The following is a 25499-nucleotide window of genomic DNA, read 5'->3' as shown; positions in this document are numbered from 1 at the left end:
AAGCCCGTGCGACTCGGCTCGACCTCCCGGACATCGCCCTTCTGCCCGGAGAGTTCGCGCCCAGGGCGACCCGCACCGCCCGGCTCGACCTTGCGCGCGTTGCCTTTCTGCTCAGGGGAGGTCGTGTCAGGGGAGGTCGCGTGGCGGGTGACCCGCATGCCCGGTGGTCACCGGGCGTGCGGCGTGAGCGGGGTCTGTGGTCGCTCGCCGCTGAGGGAGGTGAGCGGTGGGGCGTCGTCGCGGATGAGGGTGTTGAGCTGGGTGGTGATGGCGGTGAGGTCGAGTGCTGTGAAGTCGGTGGTGTCGAGGGTGATGAGGGGGCCGGGGATGTCGAGGGGCGCGTAGGAGCCCGCGAGGAGTTCGGCGCGGAACTCCTCGATGTTCGCGGTGTCGCGGTGGCCCGGATGTCGTTCCGGGCTCGCCGCGCGGGCGGTGAAGCGGTCGAGCAGGACGTCGCCGCGCGCGCCGCACTGCACCTGGACGGCACGCGCGCCGGTCTCTTCGAGCAGGGCGCGGAGGTCGGGGCAGGAGATCGAGCGGCGGAAGTTGGACTCCGCGACGCAGTCCGCGCCCGCCAAGAGGGCTTCGCGGAGCATCGCGAACAGGACGGTGACCGACGCGCGGCCGAGCTCGCGGGAGTGGGCGCGGTCGGACCAGCCGAGGCCGTCGAACAGTGCCTCCTGGATGACGTCGCGCCCGTAGTAGGGCACGGCGAGCCGCAGTGCGAGCTCGCGGGCGAGCGCCGTCTTGCCTGACGCGGGCGGACCGGACACCACGATCAAGGTCGTCATGGGAAGCCTCCTGGCGAATCTGACTTCTGGTGATGACGACGCTACAGACCGGGTCTGACAAAACCAGTCCGGACCGTCCGCGCGCAGGTCAGGACGGGTTCAGCGCGAGGATCCGCGCGGCGAGATCGGCCTCGTCCAGCCGCGTGCTGCGCCCGTCGACGATGACGGCCTCGCCGCCGACCAGCACCGTGTCCACAAGCCGCGGTGTCCCCGTCGTGAGCAGCGAAGCCGACGGGTCCCGTACGGGCAGCACAGCGAAGTCCCTCGGGAACCGCACAAGGGTGAGGTCGGCGGGAGCCCCAAGGGCGACGCCTCCGGACGAGTCCGGGAGCCCGAGCACCCGGTTGGCCCCGGAGAAGGCGATGTCCAGCATCTCCGCCGCAGGCAGGAGGTCGGCCCTCCGGTGGAAGGCACGCTGCACATACGAGCCCATCCGCAGGGACTCGAGCATGTCCTGGGTGTCGTTGCTCGCGGCCCCATCGACCCCGAGCCCGACGCCGAGGCCGGCCGCAAGCATCGCCGGCACCGGCGCGACGCCGCTGCCGAGCCGCATGTTGCTCACCGGGTTGTAGGAGACCGCGACGCCGCGCGCGGCGAGCTTCGCCATCCCCTCCGGGGACAGTTCGACGCAGTGGACGGCGAGGAGCCGGTCCCAGAGGAAGCCGGACGCCTCGAGGAAGTCCACGGCCCCGAGCCCCGTGTGGGCGCGGCACATGTCGTCGTCGGTGGTGGTCTCCAGCAGGTGGATGGAGACGGTCATGTCCCTGGCCTCGGCGAACGCCCGGACCGCCGCCATGCCCTCCGGGGTGAGGCAGCGCGGGTTGGGGACGGCGAGGGCCATGCTGATCCGTCCGTCGCCCTTGGCGGCGCGGGCGGCGAGCTCGTCGGTGTGCGCGAGCGCCTCGTCAAGCGGCTGGACGAGCCGGGGGTCCGATCCCCACTTGCGCGTCGCGTCCACCCGGTCCGTTACGCCGCGCCCGAACACGACGCGTACGCCGACGTCCTCCAACGCCCGCATGACGGCGTCGTGCAGCTCCGCCGAAGGCGACGGCCACATGTGCTCCACAAGGGTCGTCGTCCCGCTGCGCAGCGCCTCCAACGCCCCGGACGCGGCCGCGAGGTATGCCTGCTCAGGGGTGAGCGCGACGGTGTCCTCGGCGACCGACAGAAGCCAGGTCAGCAAGGGCAGCCCCTCGCCCACACCGCGCATGAGCGTCTGCTGAAGGTGCGTGTGGGTGTTCACGAACCCGGGGACGACGTGCGCCCCCGACCCGTCGATCCCGGACGTTCCCGGCACATGGTCGCGGATCTCGCTGACGGTCCCGTCAACGAACAGGATGTCCTGGTGGGGGACCCAGGCGCCGCCGGTGTAGACGGTGGCGTCGACGACGGCGCCCGGGGTTGTCGATGCGGTCACTTCACGCCGATCTTGTGGTCGGTGAACCTGTCGGTGAAGAAGTCCTCGGGCTTCAGGTCGCCGGGCACCTTGACGCCAGCGCCCTTGAGGACCGGGGTCAGCATCTCCACCTGCGCGTTGACGCGTTCGGCGTCATAGGTGCCGAGGGAGCCGTCCGCCTCGTTGGCGAGCAGGCCCTCGTCCTTGAGCAGCTTGGCACTGTAGGCGGCTTCGCCCTCGCTGTACGGGCTGAAGGACACGACGTCGGCGACCATGTCGGTGATGACCTTGTTCACCGCGTCGGGGGAGGTGATGTAGTCCACGCCGCTCTGCTGGATGATCGGTACGAGCTTCTCCAGGCAGGGCGATAGGGCGTCGAGCTTGTCGGCGCGTACGGAGACGTTCGCCGCGTAGGTGTCGTAGCCCGCGTCCTTGAGGAGCTGGTACGCGACCGGCTTGTTCCACGCAGGCGTCTGCTTCTCGAAGGTGTAAGGCTCCGAGTTGGCGTAGCCCTGGAGGGCGATGTCCGGACGACTGGCGAAGCGGGCGGGTGAGCCGTCGTAGCTCTCGTCTATCTGCGACTTCTTCAGCAGTCCCTGCGCGACGAGCCACGCCGGGTAGTACTGGCCCTTGGAGACGACGACGGCCGCGTCGGACTTCCCGATGTCCCCGATGGTCTTCCAGTCGGGGAACGTGGCGGGGTCCCACAGCAGGATCGCGGGGCTGTGCGACAGCAGCGGGCTGACGCCGATGACGCGCTGTTCGCCGGACGCGGCGACGAGCTGGTCGCCGTGGACGAGGCCGAGGGTGATGTCCTGGTCCACGTACATCTGGGACGGCACGGACTGGAAGCCGATGGCGGGTCCGCCCGCGCGCAGCTCGAGGTCGACGCCGGTGTCCTTGCCCTGGGCGACCAGGGAGCCGCTGATCGACTTGGCGTTGGCGTCGACCTTGGCGTCCGGGCCGAGCAGGCCGAACATCGCGCCCATGTCGGACTGCGGCTGCCACTGGAGCTGGACGACGACCTTGGCCGGGCAGGCGCCCGCGAGGTTCTGGGCCTCGGGGGCGGCCTCGAGGGCCGCCGCGGGGGCGTCGTCGGCGGCCTCGTCCGCGCCGCAGCCGGTCAGCGCGAGCGCGCCGACCGCGCCGGCCGCCAGGATCGCCGTGAACCTCTTCATCATGTGCAGCTCGCTCTCTCGCCGCCATCCTCTGCGGGACGGACGCTTTGGCGGGGGTTCTCACGGAGTGGGGACTCGGCGTGAGGTCCGGGTGTGAGGTCCGGTATGGATTGCATGTAAACATGAGTTTGTGTCGCTGCCGTTAAATGTCCGCTCACGAGAAAGATCCCCGGAAAACGCACGCGATCGTAACCTCGTGTTACATGGACGTCATAGAGAGAGCGCAGGCTTCCCCTTGGAAACCGGGATTACATGTAACCCGGATTCCACCGGACCGGGCGCGAGCCGTACCGCCGGACCCCGAGCCAGGACTTCCGAGAAGAAAGGCCGCTTATGTTCGCGGTGCCCGTCCTCGACGTCAGCCCCTACCTCGCGCCCGGCGCCCACGCGGGCAACGACCCCGCGTGCGCCCGCGTCGCCGCCGAACTCGACCGCGCCTGCCGCGAGGTCGGCTTCCTCCAGATCACCGGCCACGGCGTGCCCGTCGCGGCGACCGAAGGACTCGCCGACGCCCTCGACGCGTTCTTCGGCCTCCCCCTGGAGGCCAAGAAGCCCTACCGGCGGCCCGGGGAGAATCGCGGCTACTCGCCCCCCAAGTCGGAGTCCCTGAGCCGCAGCCTCGGCATCGAGACCGCCATGAACGACTTCTACGAGTCCTTCACTGTCGGCAGTGAGCGGTCCTGGTACCCCGGCCTCACGCTGCCCGAGGCGAGCTACGCGGACAACACGTGGCCGGACGCCGCCCCTGACTTCCGTCCTGCCGTCGAAGCCTACTTCGCCCAGGTCACCGCCCTGTCCCGGGTCCTGCTGCGGGTCTTCACCGACGCGCTCGGCCTTCCGCTGGGCTACTTCGACTCCATGACGGGCCACTCCATCGACGCCCTCAAGATGAACAACTACGCGCTGCCCGAAGGCGAGGTCGCCGGGGAGATCCTGGGGATGGGCGCGCACACCGACTTCGGCATCCTCACCGTCTTGTGGGCCGACCAGGTGCCCGGCCTCCAGGTCCTCGACTCCGACGGCGTCTGGCACGACGTACAGCCCGCGCAAGGCGCGTTCCTGGTGAACCTCGGCGACGCGATGGCCCGCTGGACGAACGACCGCTGGATGTCGACGGTCCACCGGGTCGACCCGCCGGTCGTGGACGGCACGATCGTCCGCCGCCGCTCGGCCGCGTTCTTCTTCGACGGCGACCACGACGCCGTCATCGAGGCGCTGCCCGGCTGCGCCGACACCGCGTCGCCCGGCTACCCGCCGATCACCGTCGCGGAGAACATCGCGATGAAGGTCGCCGGGCTGAAGGGCGGCGCGCTCGCCGACCCCGGCCTGCGCGAGGCCGAACGCGTTCGCGCCGCGCGCTAGGCAGGACCCCGCCCATGACCCTCTCCCCGCGCCTCCTCCGCGCGCTTGAAGACCTCCTCGGCCCCGGCCGGGTCGTCAGCGGCCCCGACGACGTCGCCCGCTACCTCAGGGCGTCGGCCGTCGGCGTCACGGAGGCGGCGTTCACCGCGGTGGCCAGGCCGCGCTCCGTCGACGACCTCGCCGGGATCGCCGCCGTCGCCGCCCGCCACCGCGTCCCCCTCGCGCTGCGCGGCGCGGGCACCGGACCCCGCCGCCCGGCGCGGCGGGGCCGCGCGCCCGTGGGACGTGTCGCGGTCGACGTGCGCGGGGTCTCGGGGGTCATCGAGGTCGGCCGGGGCCGGATCGCCGTCCTGCCGGGAACCGTGCTGCGGGCCGCTGACGAGGCAGCTCGCGGCACCGGCCAGGAGCTCGCGGTCCTCCCCGCCACCCGGGACGTCGCGACCGCCTCGGGCTTCGTGAGCGGCGGCGCGGGCGGTCTCGGCTCGGCCTCGCACGGCGAGCTCGCCGACGGCAACGTGCTCGCGGTCGAGCTCCTGACCGTCGAGGAGGAGCCCAGGCTGATCCGGCTGGAGGGCGAGGAGGTCGCCGCGGTGCTGGGAGCGCGCGGCGCGTCCGGCATCCTCACCCGGATCGAGCTGCGGCTCGTCCCCGCGCGCGGCTACACCGCGTTCTGCGGGGTCTTCACGACGTTCGACGCGTGCTGCCGGTTCGGCTGGGACGTGGTCGAAAGCGGCCTCGGCGCACGGATGGTCTCCCTACACGGCGACCCCTCGGACTCGCTGCCGACGTCGGCTTCCGACCTGTGCCCGGACGGGCCCGTCGCGCTCGTGTGGATCGACTCCTCGGCCGTCGACGAACTCCTCGCCCTCGCCGCCCGGCACGGCGGCCTCCTCATGTCCTGGCCCGATGACGACACACGCCTGCCGTACAGCCACCACCATCTGTGGCCTTCGGGATCGCGTAAGCCCCCGTCATGGGTGCGTGCGGAGTACGCGGCGGGGGAGCGGGAGAGGTTCCTCGCGCAGGTGCGGGCGTCGTCGGGCCGTCCTTCGGGCGTCTACCTGAGCCACCTGGAACTCCAGCGCACAAGGCAGGGCGGCGTACGCTGTCTCGGCTTCCCGCCCGTCACCGAGCCGGGCCCGCGTCCCCTGGACGAGCTGCGCACGGTCTGCGCGTCCTACGGCATGACCCTCATCACCGGCGACCCCGCGGACACCCCCGCGTCCACGTCCCTGCGCCGCGCGACCGACCCCCACAACCTCCTCAGCGCCCCGCCCACCCGCTGACCCCCCTCTGGCCCGGCCACCCATGCCGTCGTGGGCTGGTGGCCGAGCTGAGCGGCGTTTGCGGCGGCGTCAGGGCGTCGGGCGGGTGGCGGCGAGCCAGCGCTTCATGCGGACGGTCAGGGCCGCGACGTGGGCCGTCGCGGTGGCCTGCGCGGCGACGGCGTCGCCCGCGTCCAGCGCGGAAAGGATCGCCCGGTGCTCGGCGAGCGCGTGCTCGCGGTTGCGCTGCACCGACCACATGCCCGAGCGGTACAGGTGGGCGCGCGCGTCGAGCCGGTGCAGCGCGTCGCGCAGCGCGGCGTTGCCGGACGCGGCCCGGATCGCGGTGTGGAACTCGAGGTCGAGCGCGGCCTCGGCCTGCGGGTCCGGCGCGCCCTCGAGCAGTTCGCTCTGCCGCTCCACGATCTCGGCGAGGACGCGCAGGCCCTCGTCGCCGATCCGTACCGTCGCCTCCTGGGCGGCGAGGCCGTCGAGCACCTCGCGCACCCGCATGACGTCGAAGATCGACTCCTCGTCCATCGCGGCGACCTTCGCCCCCGCGTACGGGGTGTGCACGGCGATCCCGTCATAGATGAGCCGCTGAACGGACTCGCGTACGGGGCTCCGGCTCACGTTCAGCTCAACCGCCAGAGCCGGGACGCTCAAGGGCGCGCCCGGAGGCAGCTCGCCGGAGAAGATCCGCTCGGCGAGCCGCTGGTAGACGGTGTCCGTGAGCAGCTCGCCGTTGTCGCTAGCGACCACTTCATCCTCCAGACGCGGCGGGCCCCGGCCGCTCATCGTAGTTCGCGGTGACCCTTCGCCTCAGGTACTCCGCCGCGGTGATCGGCTCGTACTTGCGGCCGGGACCCTCGATGAGGACGTCACGGTTGGCCTGCGCGAAGAACGGGATGCTGTAACGCGGCCCCGCGTACTCGCCCTCGACGGGCATGCGCACCCTGTGGAAGTTGGATACGAGCTGGTCGTCGCTCCAGCGCATGAGCATGTCGCCGATGTTGCAGGTGATCGCGTCCGACGACGGCGGTACCGGGGTCCACTCCTCGGCTTCGGCGTCACGGCCGGGGCATACTTGGAGGCCGCCTTGGCCGTCGCGCTGGAACAGGAGGGTGAGGCAGTCGAAGTCGGTGTGGGCTCCGGCCCGCCATACGCGCGGGTCGGGACGGTAGTCCTCGGGCAGCCCGAAGTAGTGGATCATACGCAGCGTCGAGGCGTAGTTCTCGCTCGACGGGTCATGTGCGCCGGCGAAGAAGTCGGTGTCGAAGCCGAGCTTGTCGGCGAAGCAGGACAGCACCCGCATGGCCACTTCCCAGCAGCGCGCCTCGAAGCCCAAAGAGAACTCGCGGAAGCCGGGGAGCACCTCCTCGCGCGGCCACAGCTCGGCCATGTGCGGGCGGGTGATCTGGTAGGACTCCTTGCGGTCCGGCGTGCCGATCGACGGCCGCACCTGCGACTGCGACTCCCAGCCCGCGTTGAACGCCTTCACCAGCGGCACCTCGGCCTTGACGTCCTCGGGCAGGGCGAAGAACCGCTCGGCCTCGGCGAAGGCGCGGTCGATCAGCTCGGGCTCGATGCCGTGCCCGGTGAGCTGGAAGAAGCCGATCTCGGTGGCGGCCCGCCACAGCTCCTCGGTGATCTCGGCCTTGCGCGCGGCGAAGTCGGTGAGGTCGACGACCGGGATCGCCCGGTCGGACGTCTCCACGCCCATGCCGCCCATCCGGGCTTCCTTGTCGAGTTCGGCGAGCGAGTAGTCGGTGGTCAATGCTCCTGCTTTCGTGGGACTTGCCGGGTGAGCGGGCTCGCGCGTCAGCGGGAGCCCGAGGTGTGCCACCGTCCGACGGCCAGGCGCGTGATGAGCGCGAACAGTCCGAAGACGGCGACGCCGAAGAGTGAGGCGAGGAAGATCGCCGCGACCATGTCGTGTGAGCGCAGCTGCGCCTGGAACGAGGCGAGAAGTGTGCCGATGCCCGCTTCGCCCTGGGCGAAGAACATGTCGCCGATGATCGCGCCGACGACCGCCTGCCCGGACGCGACCCGCAGCCCCGTCAGGATCGACGGGAGCGCCGCGGGCAGCTCGAGGCTGATCAGCCTGCGCGGCCCCGACGCGCGGCCGAGCGTGAACATCTCGTGCAGGCTCCGGTCGATCGACCGCATCCCGAAGTGGGTGTTGGTGATGATCGGGAACAGCGAGATGATCGTGCACACGATCGTCCGCGAGAACGAGCTGTAGCCGAACCAGATGCCGATGAGCGGCACGAGCGCGAGCACCGGGATCACCTGGAGCATCACCGCGTAGGGGAACACGACCTGCTCGACGGTGCGCGACCGGCTCATCAGGATGCCCGCGACGACCCCGATGACGGTCGAGGCGGCGAGGCCGAGCGCGGTGTGCCGCGCGGTGACGGCGAGGGCCTCGAGCATCGGCTGGAGCCGGTCGGGGTTCAGCAGCGACTCCGTCAGCACCTCGTGCGGCGGCGGAAGCAGGAACCTGCGGTCCGGCGACAGCAGCAGATAGCTGACGGCGTACCAACCGGCGAAGCCCATCAGCACGGACAGGACGGGTACCAGCGCCCGGCGCAGCGGGCTCCTACCGGCTCGCGGGCCGGACGGGCCCTTGACGGCCGGGACGACCGCGGCCTTGCCCGGGCCGCCCTTGGCGGCGGTGGCGGTGGCGGTAGTGCTCGTAGTGGTCGCCATGGTCAGCCCTTCCCGTGCAGCAGGGCCGAGACCTCGGCGACCCGGTCGGTGAACCGCTGGTCGAAGCGGATGTCGCCGTCGCGGTCGCGCGGAAGGCCCACCTCGACGACGCCGCGGATCCGGCCCGGCCGCGCCGACATGACGACGACGCGGTCGGCCAGGTAGACGGCCTCGGAGACCGAGTGGGTGACGAGCATCGCGGTGAACCGCTCCCTGCGGTGCAGCTCGAGCAGCTGCGACTGCATCTCGTCGCGGGTCATCTCGTCCAGCGCGCCGAAGGGCTCGTCAAGGAGCATCACCTCGGGCTCCAGCGCAAGCGCGCGCGCTAGCGAGACGCGCATGCGCATGCCTCCGGACAGCGCCTTGGGCAGCTGCTTGGCGAAGGAGGTAAGGCCGACGGCTTCGACGGCCGCGTCCACGCGCCGCGCGCGCTCCTCCTTGGGCAGCTTCGCGAGCTGGGTGAGCAGTTCGACGTTCCGCCGGACCGACCGCCACGGCAGCAGCGTCGGGTCCTGGAAGATGAACGCGACGGACTCGGTGCCGAGCGCGACCGACCCGTCCGTCGGCTCCTCAAGCCCGGCCGCGAGCCGCAGCAGCGTCGACTTGCCGCAGCCCGACGGCCCGACGATCGCGACGAACTCGCCTTCGGCGACGCTCAGGCTGACGTCCTCAAGGGCGGTGGTCCCCGTGGCGTACCGCATGCTCACGCGGTCCACCGAGATCTGCCGCCCGTGCAGCAGATGTGCGGCGTCCACGCCGTGCATCGTGTCGATCAGTGACCTCACCGCATCCAGCTCCTTCCGGTGTGACTCCCGGACTCGGTGAGGCCAGTCTGACGGATTACATGTAGACCTTGGAAAGCCCTGCGCCGTAAACATCATGTTTCGCGCGCGACGGATGCGGATTGAGCTGGGACTGTGTGCGGAGGGTCGGTCCGGCTTTCTCGGGCCGTGATCGGCGGTCTGATCCGGTTTCCGGCGCTTCGGAGCCGGAGATTGAATGTAATCCTTGGCCGCTAGCCGACCGCGACGGGGAGCTTGGCCCACCCGCGCAATGCGAGCCCGGACCGCCGCACAGGCTCCCCGGCGAGCGCGATCTCAGGGAAGCGGTCGAGCAGCCGCGTGAAGGCGATGCGGGCTTCGAGCCGCGTGAGGTGCGCGCCGAGGCAGAAGTGCGTGCCCGCCGCGAAAGCCAGGTGGTCGTTGGGCGCCCGGGTGAAGTCGTAGGTACCGGGGTCGACGAAGTGGCCGGGGTCGTGGTTGGCGGCGGCGAGCAAGGTGATGACGGTCTGGCCGGGCAAGAGGTCGACGCCGTGCAGGGTCACAGGGTCGAGGACCGTACGGGCGTCGATCTGGATGGGCGCGTCGTACCGCAGGAACTCCTCGACGGCCCCCGGCACGAGGCCCGGGTCGTCGCGCAGCGCGCGCATGAGCGCTGGGTCGTCCAGGAGGGCGGCGAGGCCGCTGCCGAGGAGGTTCGTGGTCGTCTCGAAGCCCGCCCCGAACAGCAGCAGCGAGGTGGAGACCATCTCGGCCTCGGTGAGCGCGTCGTGCGTCACGAGGCGGGTGAGGAGGTCGTCGCCGGGTTCGCGGCGTTTGCGGGCGAGCAGGCCGACGAAGTAGTCGACCAGCTGGCGTGCCGTGCCGGCGAACTCGGCGAGCTCGTCCGGGGCGACGTCGGGGTCGGTGAACTTCGCGAGGCCGTGGACCAGCGGCAGGAACCCGTCGCGGTCCTCCTGCGGCACGCCCAGCAGGTCGGCGATCACCTCGAGCGGCAGCACGAGGGCGAACGCGCGGACGAAGTCGGCGGTCCCGGCGTCGGCGAGCCGGTCGAGCAGCAGGTCGGTGCGCCGCGTGACGATTCCCGTGAGCTCCTCCACGTGCCGGGGCGTGAACTGGTCGCTCACCAGACGACGGAGCCGCGTGTGCTCGGGCGGGTTGGCGAACAGCATGCTCGCCCCGATCGTGGTGCTGATCAGCGCGCGGACGTCGTCGGCGACGTTGCTGAACTGCATGCCGAGCAGTTCGTCGCCCTTGCCCAGCGCGCGGTGGCGCAGCGCGGCGGAGCAGCCGTCGAAGCCGCTCAGCACGAGCGTGCCGTCGGCGGTGAGCAGGGCGGGCGCGGCCTCCCGCAGCCGCCGGTAGGCCCCGTAGGTGTCGGCGTCGGGCGGGGTCAGCATCGCCTCGAGGAACAGCTGTTCCGCGGGCGGCGAGCTGACGGCTTGGACGGTCATGGCGACTCCCGTTCGAAGGACGGCATTCCCCCGAGAGTGACACTTTTCGGGAATCCGTCAATACCGCGAACAGACCCGGCATATATGTCACGCTGTTATCGTGCGATCCGTGGAGGGACCATCCGATTTCCGGCACCGGGTGCGGCGGCAGCTCCGCGACGACGCGATCGACGCCGCGTACACGATCCTCGTCCGGGAGAGCTGGGCGTCGGTGAGGATGACGGCGGTCGCCAAGGCCGTAGGGGTGAGCAGGCAGACCCTCTACAAGGAGTTCGCCACCAAGGAGGAGATCGGCCACGCGCTCGTCCAGCGCGAGGCCGGCAGGTTCATCGACGGGTTCACCGCGCAGACCGCGCGGGTGGACGCCGTCCCCGACCTCGTCGAGGCGGCCGTCAGGTTCGGGTTCGAGCACGGCCCGTCGCACCGGATGCTCGTCGCGATCCTCGCCGAGCAGCGCGGCGAGAGCCTGCTCCCGTTCGTCACCACCGACGCCGGAGCGCTGGTCGCGCAGGCCGCTGAGGTGCTCGCTGCGCCCATCCGAGAGCTCGCCCCGCACCTTGACGCCGCCGACGTCACCGAGACCTGTGACGCGCTGATCAGGCTCATGGTGAGCCATCTGCTCCAGCCGCGCGGCGACGCCGAGGCCGCAGCCGCCGGAATCGTCCGGCTCGCGCTGCGCGGCCTCGGCCTGTGACGGACGTCTAGCGCGCCAGGTGCCGGGAGATGACGAGCCGCTGGATCTGGTTCGTGCCCTCGAAGATCTGGGTGATCTTGGCCTCGCGCATGAACCGCTCGACCGGGAAGTCCCTGGTGTAGCCCGCGCCGCCGAGCACCTGGACGGCGTCGGTCGTCACCTTCATCGCGTTGTCGGTCGCGGTGAGCTTGGCGATCGACGCCTGACGGCCGTACGGGCGGCCCGCGTCCTTGAACCGCGCGGCCGACAGGTAGGCGGCCCTCGCCGTCTCGGTGGCCGCCGCCATGTCGGCGAGCAGGAAGCCGAGGCCCTGGTGGTCGATGATGCGCTTGCCGAACGTCTCACGCTGCTTGGCGTACGCGACGGAGTGGTCGAGCGCCGCCTGGGCGATGCCGGTGGCGACGGCGGCGATGCCGAGCCGTCCCGCGTCCAGGGCGGCGAGCGCGATGGCAAGGCCCTGGCCCTCGGCCCCGATCAGGTGGTCGGCCGGGACGCGCACGTCCTCGAGGCGGACGGTCACCGTCGCCGAGCCGGTGAGGCCCATCTTCTCCTCCGGCCTGTCGAACGCAAGGCCGGGGGTGTCGGCGGGGACGTGGAAGCAGGAGATGCCGCGGCCGCCGTCGTCGCTGGTGCGGGCCATGACCGTGTAGAAGTCGGCGTGGCCGCCGTGGGTCGTCCACGCCTTCGCGCCGTTGAGGACGTACGCGTCGCCGTCACGGACGGCTCTGGCGCGCATGGCCGCCGGGTCGGAACCGGCGTGCGCCTCCGACAGGCAGTACGCACCGAGGAGTTCTCCCGAAAGCATGTCCGGCAGCCAGCGCGCGCGCTGGGCGTCAGAGCCGAACGTGTACAGGGGGAAGCAGGACAACGCGTGCACACTGACGCCCACCCCGACGCTCGCCCACGCGGACCCGATCTCCTCCAGTACCTGGAGGTAGATCTCGTAGGGCTGTGCGCCTCCGCCGAACTCCTCGGGATACGGGAGCGACAGCAGTCCCGCGCGGCCGAGCACGGTGAAGACGTCGCGGGGGAACACCTCGTCGCGCTCGGCTTCCGCCACGCGGGGCAGCAGTTCCTTGGCGCACAGCTCACGGGTGAGGCTGATCAGGTCCGCGGCCTCGGGGGAGGGAAGCAGGCGTTCTGCGGGCATCTGCGCTCCTTTCGCTGCCTCGGACGGTACCACTATCAGTACTGAGGAATCGTATCCGGTACTGGTCGTGGTACCTTCCGACCCATGGAGACGCAGGCCAGGGCGCGCAGACGCGAGGAACTGACGGGACGGCTCATCGACCTGTTCCTCACCCGCGGCTTCGCCGACTTCGGCGTCGCCGACCTTGCGCGGCTCCTGCGCTGCTCCAAGACGACCCTGTACGCGGTCGCCGAGAGCAAGGAACAGATCATCACCGCCGTGGTGCGCGCGTTCTTCCGGCGCGCTACCGAACGCGTAGAGGCGAGACTTGCCAAGGAGAGTGATCCGCGTGCCCGGGTCGAGGCGTACCTTCGTGCGATCTCCACCGAACTGTCGGCCGCGTCGCCCGCCTTCTTCGCCGATCTGACGGCCTTCGCGCCGGCCCACGAGATCTACCGGCGCAACACGGCGATCGCCGCCGAACGCGTCAGGGGACTTGTGCTGGCCGCCGTCCCCGGCCGGGACGCCGCCTTCGCGGGCGCGGTCGCCGGACTCGTCATGGAGGCGGTCCATCGGGGCGACATCAAGGCGGCGACCGGCCTTGACGACTCCGCCGCCTACGCCGCCCTCGCCACCCTCCTCGTCGGCCCGAACAACCCCGCCTAGCGCGCTGGGGAGGGGCGTCCGGGCCCCCGTCAGGCCGCGCGGGTCAGGCTCGCGGCGGGAGGATCGGCTCGCGGCGCAGCTCGGCGCGGGCGATCGAGCGGAGATGGACCTCGTCCGGCCCGTCGAACAGGCGCATCGCGCGGTGCCAGCCGTACATCGCGGCGAGCGGCGTCACGTCGGTGACGCCCGCGCCGCCGTGCACCTGGATCGCGCGGTCGATGACGCGGGTCGCCGCGCGCGGCACCGCGACCTTCGCCATCGCGACGAGGTCGCGCGCCGCCTTGTTGCCCCAGGTGTCGATGACGTGGCTGGCCCGATGGCACAGCAGCCGCGCCTGTTCGATCTCCAGCCGCGACTCGGCGATCTCCCGCTGCACCATGCCCTGGTCGGCGAGCGGCCCGCCGAACGCGACACGCCCCTTGGCCCGCTCGGTCAGCAGCGCGAGGGCGCGCTCGGCCGCGCCCAGCGCGCGCATGCAGTGGTGGATGCGTCCGGGCCCGAGCCGCGCCTGGGCGGCGGCGAACCCGCCGCCCTCCTCGCCGACCACGTTCTCGACCGGCACGCGGACCCCGTCGAACCTGACCTCGGCGTGCCCGTGCTGGTCGTGGTGGCCGAAGACCGGATAGTCCCGGACGACCGTGACGCCCGGTGTGTCGCGCGGCACGAGGATCATCGTCTGCTGCCGGTGCGTCGGCGCGGACGGGTCGGTCTTGCCCATGACGATGAAGACCGCGCAGCGCGGGTCCATCGCGCCGGTCGTCCACCATTTGCGGCCGGTGATGACGTAGTGGTCGCCGTCGCGTTCGATCCGGGTGGCGATGTTCGTGGCGTCGCTGCTGGCCACGTCGGGCTCGGTCATCGCGAACGCCGAGCGGATCTCTCCGGCGAGCAGCGGGGCGAGCCACCTGCGCCGCTGTTCCTCGGTGCCGAGCAGGTGCAGCAGCTCCATGTTGCCGGTGTCGGGGGCCTGGGAGTTGATCGCCTCGGGGGCGATGTCGACGCTCCAGCCGGACAGCTCGGCGATGGGCGCGTACTCCAGCTGGGTGAGGCCCGACTCGTCGGGGAGGAAGAGGTTCCACAGGCCGGCGGCCTTGGCCTCCTCCTTCAGCTTCTCCACGACGGGCGGGACGGTGTGGCCGTCAGGGCCTGCGGCCTTGCGGTAAGCGAGGTACTCGGCTTCCGCGGGCAGTACACGTTCCCGCATGAACTCGATCATGCGGTCGTGGAGATCGCGTGCCCTGGGGGAGGGGGCGGGGAGGTCGTACGCGGACACCTTGTCCTCCTGAACAAACCGATCGATAGATCGGTCTGAACTTAGGCGGTTCCGTCGGCCGCGTCAACGCGCGGGACCCGGACGACCTCGAGAGCGAACCCCACGTACTGCGTGGCGACGACCTCGGGAGACGACGGACCGGACGGCGACCACCACTGCGGCAGAGCCGTGCACATGGTGACGACCGCACGCGCGGCCTCCTTCGGCAACGGCGTCGTCATCAGCCCTCGGCGGCGGCCCTCGATGACCTCCTCGTCGACCATCCTCTGCATCTCCTGACGGGCCGCGGTGATGCGCGCCCTGTTGGGCTCGTCAAGGCTGCGCATCTCGCTCGCCCCTATGAAGCCGAGCTCCCTGCGGTGGGTGTGGAAGAGAGCTAGGCACTCCACCAGGAGGCGGAAGCGCTCAAGAGGGCCGTCGCCCTCCGCGCGGGCCGCCCTGGCGCGGCGTAGGAGGTCGTCCATGGTGAGGTCGAGAAGCGCCACAAGGAGGTGCTGCTTGGTGGGCCAGTGGTGGTAGACGCCGGGCACCGACAGGCCCGCGCGCTGGGCGATCGTCCGGATGCTCGCGCCGTGATAGCCGAGCTCCACGAACGCCTCGAGGGCTCCGGCGAGGGGAGCGTCGAGGACCAGGGGCGGGAAGACGCGCCAACCCGTCTCGGGGGACTCGGCGGGCGCGCGCAGGCCCGTCAGCGCGTCGGGGTCGGCGCGCAGCAGGACGGCGACGGCGGCGAGGCGCTCGGGGGTGAGCCTGGTCTGGCCGTTCTCGACCGCGCTCCAGGTGCCCGCGCTGACGTCGAGGGCCGCCGCGACCTGCCGCAGCGTCAGCCCGGCCGTCTGTCGCGCCGCGCGCAGCCGTCGCCCGAGCGCCTTGCGTTCCTCGTACACGTTCTCGCCCACCACCGCACAGCTCCTCGGAACGCTCGCCTGGCCGACCCCGCCGCTTGACACGTCCGCGCGGGCCGGGCAATAGTATCCACTCCGTTCGTACAGAGCGTTCGATCGGTCGGTTTCAGGTTTTCAGGGAGTGCCCATGACCATGACCGCCCCGCCCGGTGTGGACGTCCCCGCGCTCGACGCGTTCCTCCGCGAGGCCGCGCCCGGACTGCTCACGGGCCCGCTGCGCGTCGAGCTCCTGTCGGGCGGCAGGTCGAACCTCACCTACCTGCTCACCGACGGGACGGGCCGCTGGGTGCTGCGCCGTCCGCCCCTCGGGCACGTCCTGGAGACCGCCCACGACATGGGCCGCGAGTACCGCGTCCTGTCGGCGCTGCACCTGACAGACGTGCCGGTCCCCGCCCCGCGCGTCATCGGCGGCCGCGACGTGATCGGCGCGCCCTTCTACGTCATGGACTTCGCCGACGGCCTCATCCTGCGCGACCTGCCTCAAGTCGCCGCCTTCGCCGGACCCCCCGCGACGGGCCTCGCCGCCTCCCTCATGCGGACCCTCGCCACCCTGCACAGCCTCGACCCCGACGCCGTCGGCCTCGGCGGCCTTGGCCGTCCCGAGGGCTACCTCGCCAGGCAGGTCGCCCGCTGGCAACGCCAGGCCGCCGCCTCCCACAGCCGCGACATCCCCGGCTTCGACGCCCTCGCCACCCGTCTAGCCGCCCGTCTGCCCACCCCTCAACCCGCGACGATCGTGCACGGCGACTACCGCCTCGACAACGTCGTCATCTCCCCCGACGCCGACGTCGTCGCCGTCCTCGACTGGGAGATGGCCACCCTGGGTGACCCCCTCACCGACCTCGCCTCCGCCATCGTCTGGTGGGACGGCCTGACCGGCCTCGACAGCCCCGTCGCCACCGTCCCCGGCGACGTCCCCGGCTTCCCCACCAGCGAAGCCCTCCTCACCACCTACACCCAAGCAACCGGCGCCGACCTGACCGACCTCCCCTGGTACCTGGCCTTCGCTTACTACAAACTCGCCGCCATCTTCGAATCCATCCACTTCCGCGCCCAAGCCAACCTCACCATCGGCCCCGGCTTCACCCGCCTAGCCCCCCTGGTCCCCGCCCTAATAACCCGCGCCCACACCACCCTCACCCCCACCCCTAACCCGCTGACAAGTCCGCGGCCGGCCCCAAAGACCACAACACAGGCCGGGAGTCGCAGGGCCAGCCGAATGGGAACTTGCTAGGCTGCATTATATAGGCGCGCTCCTCAAGGCTAATTCCTATGAGGGGATGACCTTGACCGCGAATCCTTTCAAGTAGGAAATTCAATGGAAGTTGTCCGGGTCGGCCTGCCGATCGCCTTCGGCAGGCCCCTTTTCCTCAAGTGCTATGAAAAGAGCCATAGTCAACTACTTCTATGCGTCGGCCCGGAGAGGGAAAAGCCGACCAGGCTCGAAGTACTGTTTAAGGACGTGGTGTACATCGGCCTGCGGGAGAAGACTCCAAACGCGTCGCTTCGTTTTGCTTCAGGCGACGAGAAGGCGCTGATCCAGTCCACGGTGGCGCCGTTCAATTGGAGAGGGAGGCGAGCCTTCCTCTTCGGGCCATCGCTCGCAGAAGGAATTGTCATCGCGCGAGGTGTGGTGTGGGCGGAAGATTCTCGTGCGTTCGGTGAGCCAAGTTCGCTTATGACGGGACTTTATGAACCCGAGCCTGAGCGGGCTTTTGGCGCAGTGGAATGACCTCAAGGTCGCAGTGCGGCGCTGACGGTGCCCCTCGTTGCCGTCAGTGGTGAGGTCCGCTCATCGCCGGGTAGGGCAGCGTTTCGGATTCGGCCGGGCAGGAAGGTAAACCCGTATGCAGCTCGAGCTCGTTCCGCCGGAACGTGTAGGTCCGATCATGATCGGGATGGACTTCGATGCAGCTCAGAGGGAACTTGTCTCCCTGCCCGGCTATCGTCCGCCGGCTCTGGGTCGGCGGGTGGAGCCGGGCTTCGCGCACTACGATTCTGAGATGTCGATCTCGGTTTACCCGGAAAGAGACCAGGTTAAGGCCATCGAAATCTTCCGTCCGGAAGAGGAGGACTCCGTCGTTTACCGCGGGATCTCCCTCTTCGAACTTCCGGCCGATCAGGTGATCGAAGCTCTCTCTACAACCGAAAGCTTGGATATTGTCCGAGGCGGAGAGTTCGTAGTTGCTCCAGAACTCCTTCTGGCGCTCTCTCGGCCTCACCTACCTGCGGGCCCAGATGATGAAGATGGACGCTACTTTGAGTCCGTTCTCATCGCTGCCCCCGGGTATTACCTCGGCCCCGATGGTAGGCCGGTCTATTAGGCCCTCGGGTGATTTCATGAAAGGCCCCGGGCGCAGTTCCTGATGTAGCTGGCGCAGGCATTCATTAGCTCCGGAGGCCCCTGGCTCAGGTGCGCGGGACGTCGCTGAACGGCACTGGCGTGGGCCTGCGTTGCCGTCACCGTCGCCGTCAGGCCGAGGGGCCGCTTGTAGAGTTTCTACAACGCCTTGAACTGGACGGTCGTACTGCTGCTTCAATCGAGCACGGGACCCCTCTTGCCAGTTGGGTTCCGTGAGCCTTTTTCATCCCTGGGTGGTTTTGGGTTGGCCAGGACGGCGATGGCTTTGACGAGGTGGCCGGTCTTGGTGGGGCTGCAGCGCAGCTTGTGCAGCAGTTTCCATGACTCGAGCTGCGCGTTCTCGCGTTCGCCGGGCCCGTGGAGCTTGGCATGGGAGCGGTTGGCCCGTTTCTGCGGTTCGGGTTTGCCGCGGCCTTTGTAGGGCGTGATCGCGACTGCGGTCTCGGCGCCTTGGCAGCCCTTGTCGGCCAGGGTCGGGATCGCCGCCCGCTGAAGCTCGGTGACAAGATCCGGGCTACCGACGAGAAGACGGGAATCACCACCCCCCGCTCCGTCGTGGCCACCATCAAGGGCACCGGTCACAAAACCCTCGTCACCCTCACCATCGACACCGACGGCCCCAAAGGCCACAACACAGCCCACATCACCGCCACCGACAACCACCCCTTCTGGGTCCCCTCCCTCCACCGCTGGGTCAAAGCCACCAACCTCACCCCCGGCACCTGGCTGTCCACCGGCCCCGGCACCAAAGCCCAACTCACCACCCTCACCCGCACCACCACCCCCACCACCGTCCACAACCTCACCACAACCACCGACCACACCTACTACGTCCTCGCCGGATGGTGCGGAGCGGCTTCCGGCCCGAGGCGTGAAGGTCCCGGATGTGTACAGGATGGCGGATGGAACTGTGATTCAATGGCGATTGGCCTCAAAATCGGGGGGCGCACGATCGATATCTTCCCCACCGCCGGTGACGGTTTGAAGGTTCACCTCCCATGAGTTTGGAAAATATCATCCGAGAAATGGCCATCGAAGGTCTGGATGACTGGGTTCCTATCGACCGACTGATCTATCTAGTGAAGGAAGTCGAAAAGACCCTCGCGGAGAACTTCAGGGAGGCTGTGCTCTCGGCATGTGCGCTGCTCTTGGATCGCGGGCTCATGGAGGTTGGAGAAATTGGCGATGATGGATTCGATTCCTGGCCGGGCCGGAGTCGGGAAATTATCGATAGGATCGCGACTGAGCTTGACCGAGTAAACTGGATGCCTTTCGGTGGGAGCTGTTGGCTGGCCAATACTCCCTATGGTGACGGCCAGGCCCGCGATTGGAAAATTTCTTGAAGAGGAGTGGCGAGTCGGGACGTGACGGTGCTGCCGACGAGGCAACCACCTGAGACAATCTGGAGATGGACGGTGTGACCGTTCTGCGTCGGGAGACTTTCCTGGTCGCGAGTCGACGAGGTGGTTCCGGTTCTTCTTGAGGCCGCTGGGCGGCACCGGCTAACGACTTAAGATCCTCAGGATGAAATTGTCCGGACCGGCCCAGGTTTGACATGAGCATCGCGTGCGCAGGGTGGCGTGCCGTGTGCGCCTGGTGTTGTAGGGGCACGGTCGTGCGCCTGCGTTGCCGTCGGGCCAGGTAGGCAATTGTAAGTTCTCTACAACGGTCCTGAGCTGGGATCTGTGTCGCTGTCGTCGTTAGTCGGGAGTTCCGCTCTTCCCTGTGGGTTCCGTCGTACGGCGTGCCGACCCGATGGCGCTGACCGTCGAGGCGAGGGGCGGATGCTACGGAGCCCATGATCACTGCTTCCGTTCGGCTGCCGAATGGGCTCCGCGCCTTCACTGTGGTCGCTGCCGAGCTTCCGGCTTTGTCGGCTGCTCGTCAGTGCCTTCACGTCTGCTCGCCCGGTTAAACATTTCCCGGGCGGGCTGCGGGCCGGAGGCGGGAGGCGGCCCGTCCCGGGCGGGCGTAGCCCGCGGCGCGCGCCAGCGCGCCTCTTGATACTTGTAGAGGAAGTTTCAGGCGGCCCGTGTTGTGACTGGCTATCCTGCGTGTGCGGTGACGGGGGTTGAGGGTTGTGGGTCGGCGGGCTGAGTGGTCGGTTTGGGCAGGGGCGGGAGCCCGTGCGCTGGCCCGGCGTATCGGGCGGGCTTCTGGCCTGCCCGCTGAGGCCCGATCAGGGCTCCTGTGAGGGTGTTCCCTGCCCAAACCGATCGCGCCCGCATTCTCGGCGACCTGAGCCACCCGCCGATCCGGCCCCCGAAACTCCTGGACGGCCGGCTCCTCATCGCAGCCCCTGTCATTCCTTTCTCCTGGCTTGCGTTCGGACTTTGCAATGAATCTTGCTGAATTTTGTGGAAAGATCCCAGGTCTCGAAGAACTGAAGTCTCGCCTTCAGAAACTGGCCCTGATGGACGCGTTGATCCTCCCCGACTGGGAGCGCCGCTACTTTTCTTTTGACATGAACTGGGGCTCCGGCGAGAGTCTGGCGACTATCCGAAATGGATCGGGTGCTGAGGCCCACGTACTCCTCAGGAGCTCCGCAGCGCTCGTGCTCGTCTCGGACCACGATTTGCCGAGCCTAGGCTCTAGTGGTTTCCTGCCTGATCTCGAGAGAAGAATTCCGGCAGAGTTGGTTGAATACCTGCACGAACCTGCCTTTTGTTATGGAGGAACGTTCGCGGCGGCTTCATGCTCTTGGCGTACTAGCGGAGATTCGGGTTGGCATTTCGCTACTGCGAATTGTGATCATGGCCTGCTGCCGTTCAACGCCCTCGGCTTGATCGCCGGTGGAGTTGACGTGAACGGATATGTTGATCATGTGGTTGAGGTCTATGAAGTCGAACCATCTGCAGCCTTCTTGCGGACGGTAGATCACGTACTGCACGGGTCGCCAGAAATGGCCCGTGCGATCATTGATGGCAGATATGGGGAGCGACTCGCTGATATATCGCAAGATATTGTTGAGATTGGAATCAGGCTGTAGGAAGTGGACCTCATTTCATCCATCTTGATGGGTTATCCTTGATGGGCTATCGGGGAAGTAGCTGCCTAGGTGGGCTTGGCAACGACGCATATGATGGCCCGAGTTTAAAGGTTCGCCACTGCCTGGTCGTGTACTTTCCGGAGTGTGACAAGTGACTTAATTGGCAGTTTCTATCTGTGATGCTGCAGTCACCGCAGGTGGTTGATGGGTGCTGTTGTGCACCCCGTTGCCGTCAAGCCGCAGGGGCGGTTGTAGGTTTCTTACAACTCTCTTGATCTGGGCAGATGTGGTGCTGTCGCCGGTCGGGCTCGTTGGTCTTGCCGACGGGTTTTAGCTGGGGTCAGGGCCTACGCTTCGCTTTGACCCGGTCGCGAGGTTCCGTCGTACTTCTTTGAGCCCGGCTGGCGACTGGAGGGAGGACCCACGTGTGCGCGGAGTTCACCGCAGCGGCGGGTGTCTCGGCTCGCCATCCACGAATCGCAACTGGGTCGGGCCTGCACCAACTTGGGGCACGCGCCAACCTTGCTCGCAGGGGTTAGGTGCCTTCTCAGCTATTCTTGGCCTCGATGCCGGGCGGGCTGCTGGGCCGGAGGCAGGAGGCGGCCCGTCCCGGGAGGGCGTAGCCCGCGGCGCGCGTGAGTGCGCTACTTGATACTTGTAGAGAAAGTTTCAGCCAGCTCGTGTGACTTCTGATGACTCTGTGTGCGTTCTGGCGAGTTGGGTGTCTTCGGTCTCGGCGGGGCTGGGTGATCGGTTTGGGCAGGGGAGGGAGCCCGTGCGCTGGCCCGGCGTATCGGGCAGGTATGGCCTGTCCGCTGAGGCCCGGTCCCGGGCTCCTGCGAGGGTGGCCTGCCCAAGGTGATCGCGTCCGTCTCCTCGCCGATCTCGGCCGTTCGGTGATCCGATCCCTGGTCTGCCTGGGTGGCCGGCTCCTCGTGTTGCCTGCGGTGTGGGTGTCCCGGTGGCACCTGCCGGTTCTGCCTGTTCGCCCAGGTTGCCGTCACCGTTGCCGTCAAGACTTGTGCCCGGACGGGCATGCTTTGGAAGCGAAGGTCGGGAGCCTGTCATGGCCCGCCGTGATCTCCCGTTCGGCCTGAACACCGCACACCTACTACGTGCTCGCAGGTAACACCCCGGTGCTCGTCCACAACTGCGAAACGTTTTACCGAGCGATGAGCGAGAGGGAGTTCAAGCAGCTTGGTCCTGATGGTGAGATAACCGTCAAGGGGACCGAAAGTTTCGTCACTCATCGCGCGGATACCTCGAATGCCTGAGGGACCGCTTCGTGAGAAGAGGCGGAAGGAACGCAGAAAATTACTCGGTTCTGGTGCGGTACCAGATGGCTGACGGCACAAAGGACGAGCTGAACGCTATCGGTAAGCTTCCGGACGGCATCGGTTCGGATACAGCTGCGGTTCATCTTAAGATGGAGCGTGAGCGCAGACCTATGGTCTGCGGCCAGGTTCGGTAGACGCGTTCAACTCGATGATCTTCGGGTTCGAGAGAGTGGTGGGCTGGTAGTGAGTCTCGGGAGCGACCGATCCCTCGTCGATCAGATCGACTCTTTGATCACTGGATTTGTCGCTCCCGAGCGGGCTCGTGCCATCGCGCGCGAGTATCCCACTGTCATCGACTCCATCGCCGAGTGGATTCGCTGCTCAGCGGTACAGGAGAATTGGCGTCGAGTGGAGCGATTGGCCAACTTGGCCGCTCCACTCGATGCGCCTGGTCTGGGTGCGGTTCTCTGTGAACTGGTAGATAGAGATGTCTCTGGGCTAAATGTCGAAGATCTCGTTGAAATCTTGGGCGAGATCGGTGCCGCAAGCTCCGGAGTCGCCATATTTCGAATGCTGGAACGCAGAATCGCGTCTGACGGTCCTGCCTACTGGCTTTCTCAGAAGGCTATCCTGGCCCTCGGTGAGTTTGGCACAGTGGAATCGGATGGATTCCTCAGAAAGATGACCGGAAAGGATTGGCCAGATCCAGTTCGGTGGCATTCCGCAGTAGCGCTGGGGGTGGAGGACGACCTCGGGTTTGATGAGGATCAAATGCTCGGATCGTCTTAACCAAAGTCTGGTCTTCCGCCTCCTTTTACCTCGATTGCTGTATGCATCAACGGCGTAGCCCAGGGTGCTGGCGGTGCTCGGCATGCGCCTCCGTTGCCGTCAGCCTGGGGGTGGGCTTCCCCAACGCGACGGACAGGCTTGATGTTCCCCCGGTTTCACGGACTCGCTGGTGAGGAGATCAGTCTCGGCGAGCGGTTGTGTTCTCGAACTGTAGCGGGCTCATCTGATCCAGGGCGGAGCGGCGTCGGCTGCGGTTGTAGAAACCCTCGATGTAATCGAAGATCGCGTTCGCGATCTCCATGCGGGTCTTCCAGCGCTGCCGGTCGAGGAGCTCGGTCTGCATGCGGCCCCAGAACGCCAGCGAGGGGCTGTGGCGATAATGGTGTGATCGGCGCACGTTGGTTGATGGATTTGCCCTCTGAACTGTGGTGATCCGCGAGACCCACTGCCTGTTCCACCGTTACTCAATCAGCCCCACATCATGGTGTCCGCGCGACGGGTGGAAGCTCAACGCAGAGTGGACGCCTGGCGCATCTCAGTCGGAATGCCGACGTTACGGAGTGGCTGTGCCGGGTCGGCCTCGGAGGGTCGTTGACCGGTGTGGGCCGTGCGGGCTTGGCGGCTCGCGGGGCGGGTCGTCCTTGAAGACGTACAGGAAGTCCTCATCGGGGATGATTGTCGGCCGGCTGGTTTCCTGTTGGTCTTGGCCTGACGTGGTCGGGTTCGGCTTCGCAGTTTGCCGTAGAAGGGGGTGAATCGGAGTGGTGTACCGACGAGAAGGATGATTACTATCGGTGGATGAGAGTTGAAGTTCGGGTACCCCGATTCACGCTCTCGTTTATGATCTTTGTGTCGGCTTGAGTTGTAATGATGTTTGGTGATTTGCTAGACTGCTACTGGACGCTGGATTGGGATTGTCCGGCATTGTGAGGCGATGGGGGGTGGGTTGGTGAGTTTTGATTTGGTGTTTTGGCGTTCTGCGGGGGAAGTTCGAGTGGGTGAGGCTGCGGGTATTTATGAACGCCTGGTGGAGGGGGATTCTGGGGTGGTTGCGGAAGCCGAAGAGATTGCGGAGTTTTATGGGGCTATTGTATCTGTGTATCCGGATATTACTGTGGAGAATATGGATGAAACTCCGTGGGCTTCTCCGATTTATTGGAATCGGGAATGTTTGATTGTGACGATATCGTGGTCGCGTTGTGGTGAGGTTGCTCCGGTTTTGGTGGATCTTTCGCGACGGTATGGGCTTGTGGCGTATGATCCTCAGGATGGGGTTGTTATTGTGTGACTTGTGTCGATTTTGTGGGGTGGGGTTGGGGGGTTAGAGGAGGGGGGTTGTGGGGGGGAGGGAGAGGGTGTGGCGGCCGGATTGTTCGGTGGAGGTTTGCCAGGACCAGAAGGCGTGGGTGGACAGTAGGGTGAGGTCGCGGTGGAAGCGTTGGAGGGGGGAGGAGAGGGAGTGGGCGGCGGCGCCTGCGGTGGTGGACATGTCGGATACGGCGTTGAGGCAGTGGCGGGCGAGGTAGGCGGTTTGGGATTTCAGGTTGACGCGGGTGGAGAGGGGGAAATCGGTCGGGATTCGGGTGGTTACCTGGGCGACCAGGTCGGATACCAGGCGTTCGGCTATGTGGGCGTTGGTGGTGGCTTCGCCGAGTTTGATGTGGGTGTGGGGGTCGTCTTTGAGGGATTTGAGTTCGTAGGTTGTGGTGCGGGATTGGATTATTTGGGTGAAGGCTGTGGTGGCACCGCGTAGGGCGCCGGAGAAGACGGGGGCGGATTGGGCGAGGAGGAAGGGGATGAGGGGTGCGCGGTAGAGGGGGTTGGGGTGGATCGCGGTGCCGGGGGTGTTGCCGCTTGTCAGGGATTGGACGGGGAGGGCTCGGTGGTCGGGGACGTAGACGTTGTCGAGGATGATGGTGTTGCTGCCGGTGCCGGCCATGCCGGACATGTGCCAGACGTCGTCGATTTCTACTTCGGAGGCGCGGACGGCGAAGGCGAGGAGGGCGTTGTCGGGGGTGAAGCCGACGCAGAAGGCCCAGTCGGCGTGCATGATGCCGGAGGCCCAGGGGATGCGGCCGGTGACGCGCCAGCCGCCGGTGACGCGTTCGGCCCTGGTGGTGGGGGAGGTGGTGGCGGGGGCGAGGATGAAGGGGCGGTCGGCGAAGAACTCCTGCTGGGCGCGTTCGGAGAACCTCGTGGCGAAGACGCAGTGGCCTATGTAGAAGTCGAGGACCCAGCCGGTGGACAGGCAGGCGGCGCTGATCGTCTCGACCACCTCGCGGAGGGTGTCCAGGCCCAGTTCGTGGCCGCCCCAGCGGCGCGGGACGAGGATCGGGATCAGTTCGGCGTCGACGAGTTCGGCGATGGTGTCGTCGTGGGGGCGGCGGAGCTGTTCGGTCTCCTGGGCGCGTGCGGCGATGCCGGGGGCCAGAGCGCGCGCACGGGCGACGAGTTCTTCGTGCGGCAAAGGCATGGGGT

General features: G+C 67.8%; 25 protein-coding genes and 1 pseudogene. 13 read left to right on the top strand and 13 right to left on the bottom strand.

Translation table 11 applies throughout. The features are described 5' to 3' along the window. Positions 1-167: 167 nt before the first annotated feature. From R9X44_RS10165 to R9X44_RS10155, 3 genes are all read right to left on the bottom strand, one after another. Positions 168-791 carry an AAA family ATPase gene (locus R9X44_RS10165; protein ID WP_319813787.1) on the bottom strand — a complete coding sequence of 208 codons (624 nt, stop codon included), beginning with the start codon at positions 789-791 and terminating at the stop codon, positions 168-170. Positions 792-879: 88 nt separating this feature from the next. Beyond that, entirely contained in the window at positions 880-2208 is a 1329-nt protein-coding gene (locus R9X44_RS10160; RefSeq protein WP_319813786.1) for an amidohydrolase family protein, read from the bottom strand. Beyond that, positions 2205-3368: a nitrate ABC transporter substrate-binding protein gene (locus tag R9X44_RS10155; protein WP_319813785.1), complete on the bottom strand. Its 1164-nt coding sequence runs from the start codon at positions 3366-3368 to the stop codon at positions 2205-2207. Before R9X44_RS10155 ends, R9X44_RS10160 begins: the two co-directional genes overlap by 4 nt. 330 nt (positions 3369-3698) lie before the next feature. Between R9X44_RS10155 and R9X44_RS10150 the strand changes: the two genes are divergently transcribed. Then, positions 3699-4727, top strand: coding sequence for an isopenicillin N synthase family dioxygenase (locus R9X44_RS10150; protein ID WP_319813784.1), 1029 nt, complete (start codon positions 3699-3701; stop codon positions 4725-4727). A 14-nt stretch (positions 4728-4741) separates the two neighbouring features. Continuing rightward, positions 4742-6013: an FAD-binding oxidoreductase gene (locus tag R9X44_RS10145; protein WP_319813783.1), complete on the top strand. Its 1272-nt coding sequence runs from the start codon at positions 4742-4744 to the stop codon at positions 6011-6013. A 69-nt stretch (positions 6014-6082) separates the two neighbouring features. On the opposite strand, the gene R9X44_RS10140 is transcribed toward R9X44_RS10145, so the two are convergent. The 5 genes from R9X44_RS10140 to R9X44_RS10120 all read right to left on the bottom strand — a co-directional run bounded on the left by R9X44_RS10140 (position 6083) and on the right by R9X44_RS10120 (position 10937). Continuing rightward, on the bottom strand, positions 6083-6754 hold the full coding sequence (locus R9X44_RS10140) for a GntR family transcriptional regulator (RefSeq protein WP_319813782.1): 672 nt from the start codon (positions 6752-6754) through the stop codon (positions 6083-6085). 1 nt (position 6755) lies between these two features. Beyond that, positions 6756-7769 (bottom strand): isopenicillin N synthase family dioxygenase, encoded by a 1014-nt coding sequence (locus R9X44_RS10135; protein WP_319813781.1) that lies wholly within the window; start codon positions 7767-7769, stop codon positions 6756-6758. Positions 7770-7813: 44 nt separating this feature from the next. After that, the gene (locus R9X44_RS10130) at positions 7814-8704 is read right to left on the bottom strand and encodes an ABC transporter permease (protein WP_319813780.1); all 891 of its coding nucleotides are present in this window, start codon (positions 8702-8704) and stop codon (positions 7814-7816) included. A gap of 2 nt (positions 8705-8706) precedes the next feature. After that, positions 8707-9489: an ABC transporter ATP-binding protein gene (locus R9X44_RS10125; RefSeq protein WP_319813779.1), complete on the bottom strand. Its 783-nt coding sequence runs from the start codon at positions 9487-9489 to the stop codon at positions 8707-8709. A gap of 230 nt (positions 9490-9719) precedes the next feature. After that, complete coding sequence (locus R9X44_RS10120; protein WP_319813778.1) at positions 9720-10937, bottom strand: cytochrome P450; 1218 nt, start codon at positions 10935-10937, stop codon at positions 9720-9722. 109 nt (positions 10938-11046) lie between these two features. On the opposite strand from R9X44_RS10120, the gene R9X44_RS10115 reads away from it, so the two are divergent. Further along, entirely contained in the window at positions 11047-11631 is a 585-nt protein-coding gene (locus R9X44_RS10115) for a TetR family transcriptional regulator (protein WP_319813777.1), read from the top strand. Between the two features lie 7 nt (positions 11632-11638). Here R9X44_RS10115 and R9X44_RS10110 read toward each other — a convergent pair whose 3' ends face one another. Then, a complete protein-coding gene (locus R9X44_RS10110; RefSeq protein ID WP_319813776.1) occupies positions 11639-12781 on the bottom strand; it encodes an acyl-CoA dehydrogenase family protein in 1143 nt (380 codons plus the stop codon). 84 nt (positions 12782-12865) lie between these two features. On the opposite strand from R9X44_RS10110, the gene R9X44_RS10105 reads away from it, so the two are divergent. Next, entirely contained in the window at positions 12866-13426 is a 561-nt protein-coding gene (locus R9X44_RS10105; RefSeq protein WP_319813775.1) for a TetR/AcrR family transcriptional regulator, read from the top strand. A 43-nt stretch (positions 13427-13469) separates the two neighbouring features. Here R9X44_RS10105 and R9X44_RS10100 read toward each other — a convergent pair whose 3' ends face one another. Both R9X44_RS10100 and R9X44_RS10095 read right to left on the bottom strand, forming a co-directional pair. After that, positions 13470-14699 carry an acyl-CoA dehydrogenase family protein gene (locus tag R9X44_RS10100; protein ID WP_319813774.1) on the bottom strand — a complete coding sequence of 410 codons (1230 nt, stop codon included), beginning with the start codon at positions 14697-14699 and terminating at the stop codon, positions 13470-13472. Between the two features lie 41 nt (positions 14700-14740). Beyond that, positions 14741-15598 (bottom strand): TetR family transcriptional regulator, encoded by an 858-nt coding sequence (locus R9X44_RS10095; RefSeq protein ID WP_319813773.1) that lies wholly within the window; start codon positions 15596-15598, stop codon positions 14741-14743. A gap of 133 nt (positions 15599-15731) precedes the next feature. Between R9X44_RS10095 and R9X44_RS10090 the strand changes: the two genes are divergently transcribed. From R9X44_RS10090 to R9X44_RS10060, 8 genes and pseudogenes are all read left to right on the top strand, one after another. Next, the gene (locus R9X44_RS10090) at positions 15732-16838 is read left to right on the top strand and encodes a phosphotransferase family protein (protein ID WP_319813772.1); all 1107 of its coding nucleotides are present in this window, start codon (positions 15732-15734) and stop codon (positions 16836-16838) included. A gap of 84 nt (positions 16839-16922) precedes the next feature. After that, positions 16923-17336 carry a hypothetical protein gene (locus R9X44_RS10085; protein ID WP_319813771.1) on the top strand — a complete coding sequence of 138 codons (414 nt, stop codon included), beginning with the start codon at positions 16923-16925 and terminating at the stop codon, positions 17334-17336. A gap of 115 nt (positions 17337-17451) precedes the next feature. Beyond that, positions 17452-17928 (top strand): hypothetical protein, encoded by a 477-nt coding sequence (locus R9X44_RS10080; protein WP_319813770.1) that lies wholly within the window; start codon positions 17452-17454, stop codon positions 17926-17928. Between the two features lie 407 nt (positions 17929-18335). Then, positions 18336-18968, top strand: coding sequence for a polymorphic toxin-type HINT domain-containing protein (locus R9X44_RS10075; protein ID WP_319813769.1), 633 nt, complete (start codon positions 18336-18338; stop codon positions 18966-18968). Positions 18969-18991: 23 nt separating this feature from the next. After that, positions 18992-19309, top strand: coding sequence for a hypothetical protein (locus tag R9X44_RS10070; protein ID WP_319813768.1), 318 nt, complete (start codon positions 18992-18994; stop codon positions 19307-19309). Positions 19310-20304: 995 nt separating this feature from the next. After that, complete coding sequence (locus R9X44_RS10065; RefSeq protein ID WP_319813767.1) at positions 20305-20955, top strand: hypothetical protein; 651 nt, start codon at positions 20305-20307, stop codon at positions 20953-20955. A gap of 1100 nt (positions 20956-22055) precedes the next feature. Continuing rightward, a pseudogene (locus R9X44_RS35725) lies at positions 22056-22229 on the top strand (hypothetical protein); the annotation flags it as partial. 246 nt (positions 22230-22475) lie between these two features. Further along, positions 22476-23021, top strand: coding sequence for a hypothetical protein (locus R9X44_RS10060; RefSeq protein WP_319813766.1), 546 nt, complete (start codon positions 22476-22478; stop codon positions 23019-23021). A gap of 178 nt (positions 23022-23199) precedes the next feature. Here the strand turns inward: R9X44_RS10060 and R9X44_RS10055 are convergent, their stop codons facing one another. Then, entirely contained in the window at positions 23200-23418 is a 219-nt protein-coding gene (locus tag R9X44_RS10055; RefSeq protein WP_413774929.1) for an IS3 family transposase, read from the bottom strand. 552 nt (positions 23419-23970) lie between these two features. On the opposite strand from R9X44_RS10055, the gene R9X44_RS10050 reads away from it, so the two are divergent. Continuing rightward, on the top strand, positions 23971-24309 hold the full coding sequence (locus tag R9X44_RS10050) for a hypothetical protein (RefSeq protein ID WP_319813765.1): 339 nt from the start codon (positions 23971-23973) through the stop codon (positions 24307-24309). A gap of 33 nt (positions 24310-24342) precedes the next feature. On the opposite strand, the gene R9X44_RS10045 is transcribed toward R9X44_RS10050, so the two are convergent. Further along, the gene (locus R9X44_RS10045; protein WP_319813764.1) at positions 24343-25494 is read right to left on the bottom strand and encodes a hypothetical protein; all 1152 of its coding nucleotides are present in this window, start codon (positions 25492-25494) and stop codon (positions 24343-24345) included. Positions 25495-25499: the final 5 nt, after the last annotated feature.

Origin of the sequence: Actinocorallia sp. A-T 12471 (genome assembly GCF_033875155.1) — a bacterium.
In the GTDB taxonomy this organism is placed as follows: domain Bacteria; phylum Actinomycetota; class Actinomycetes; order Streptosporangiales; family Streptosporangiaceae; genus Actinocorallia.
Note: the sequence above shows the minus strand (reverse complement) of the source record. Positions and strands in the feature narration are given on the sequence as shown.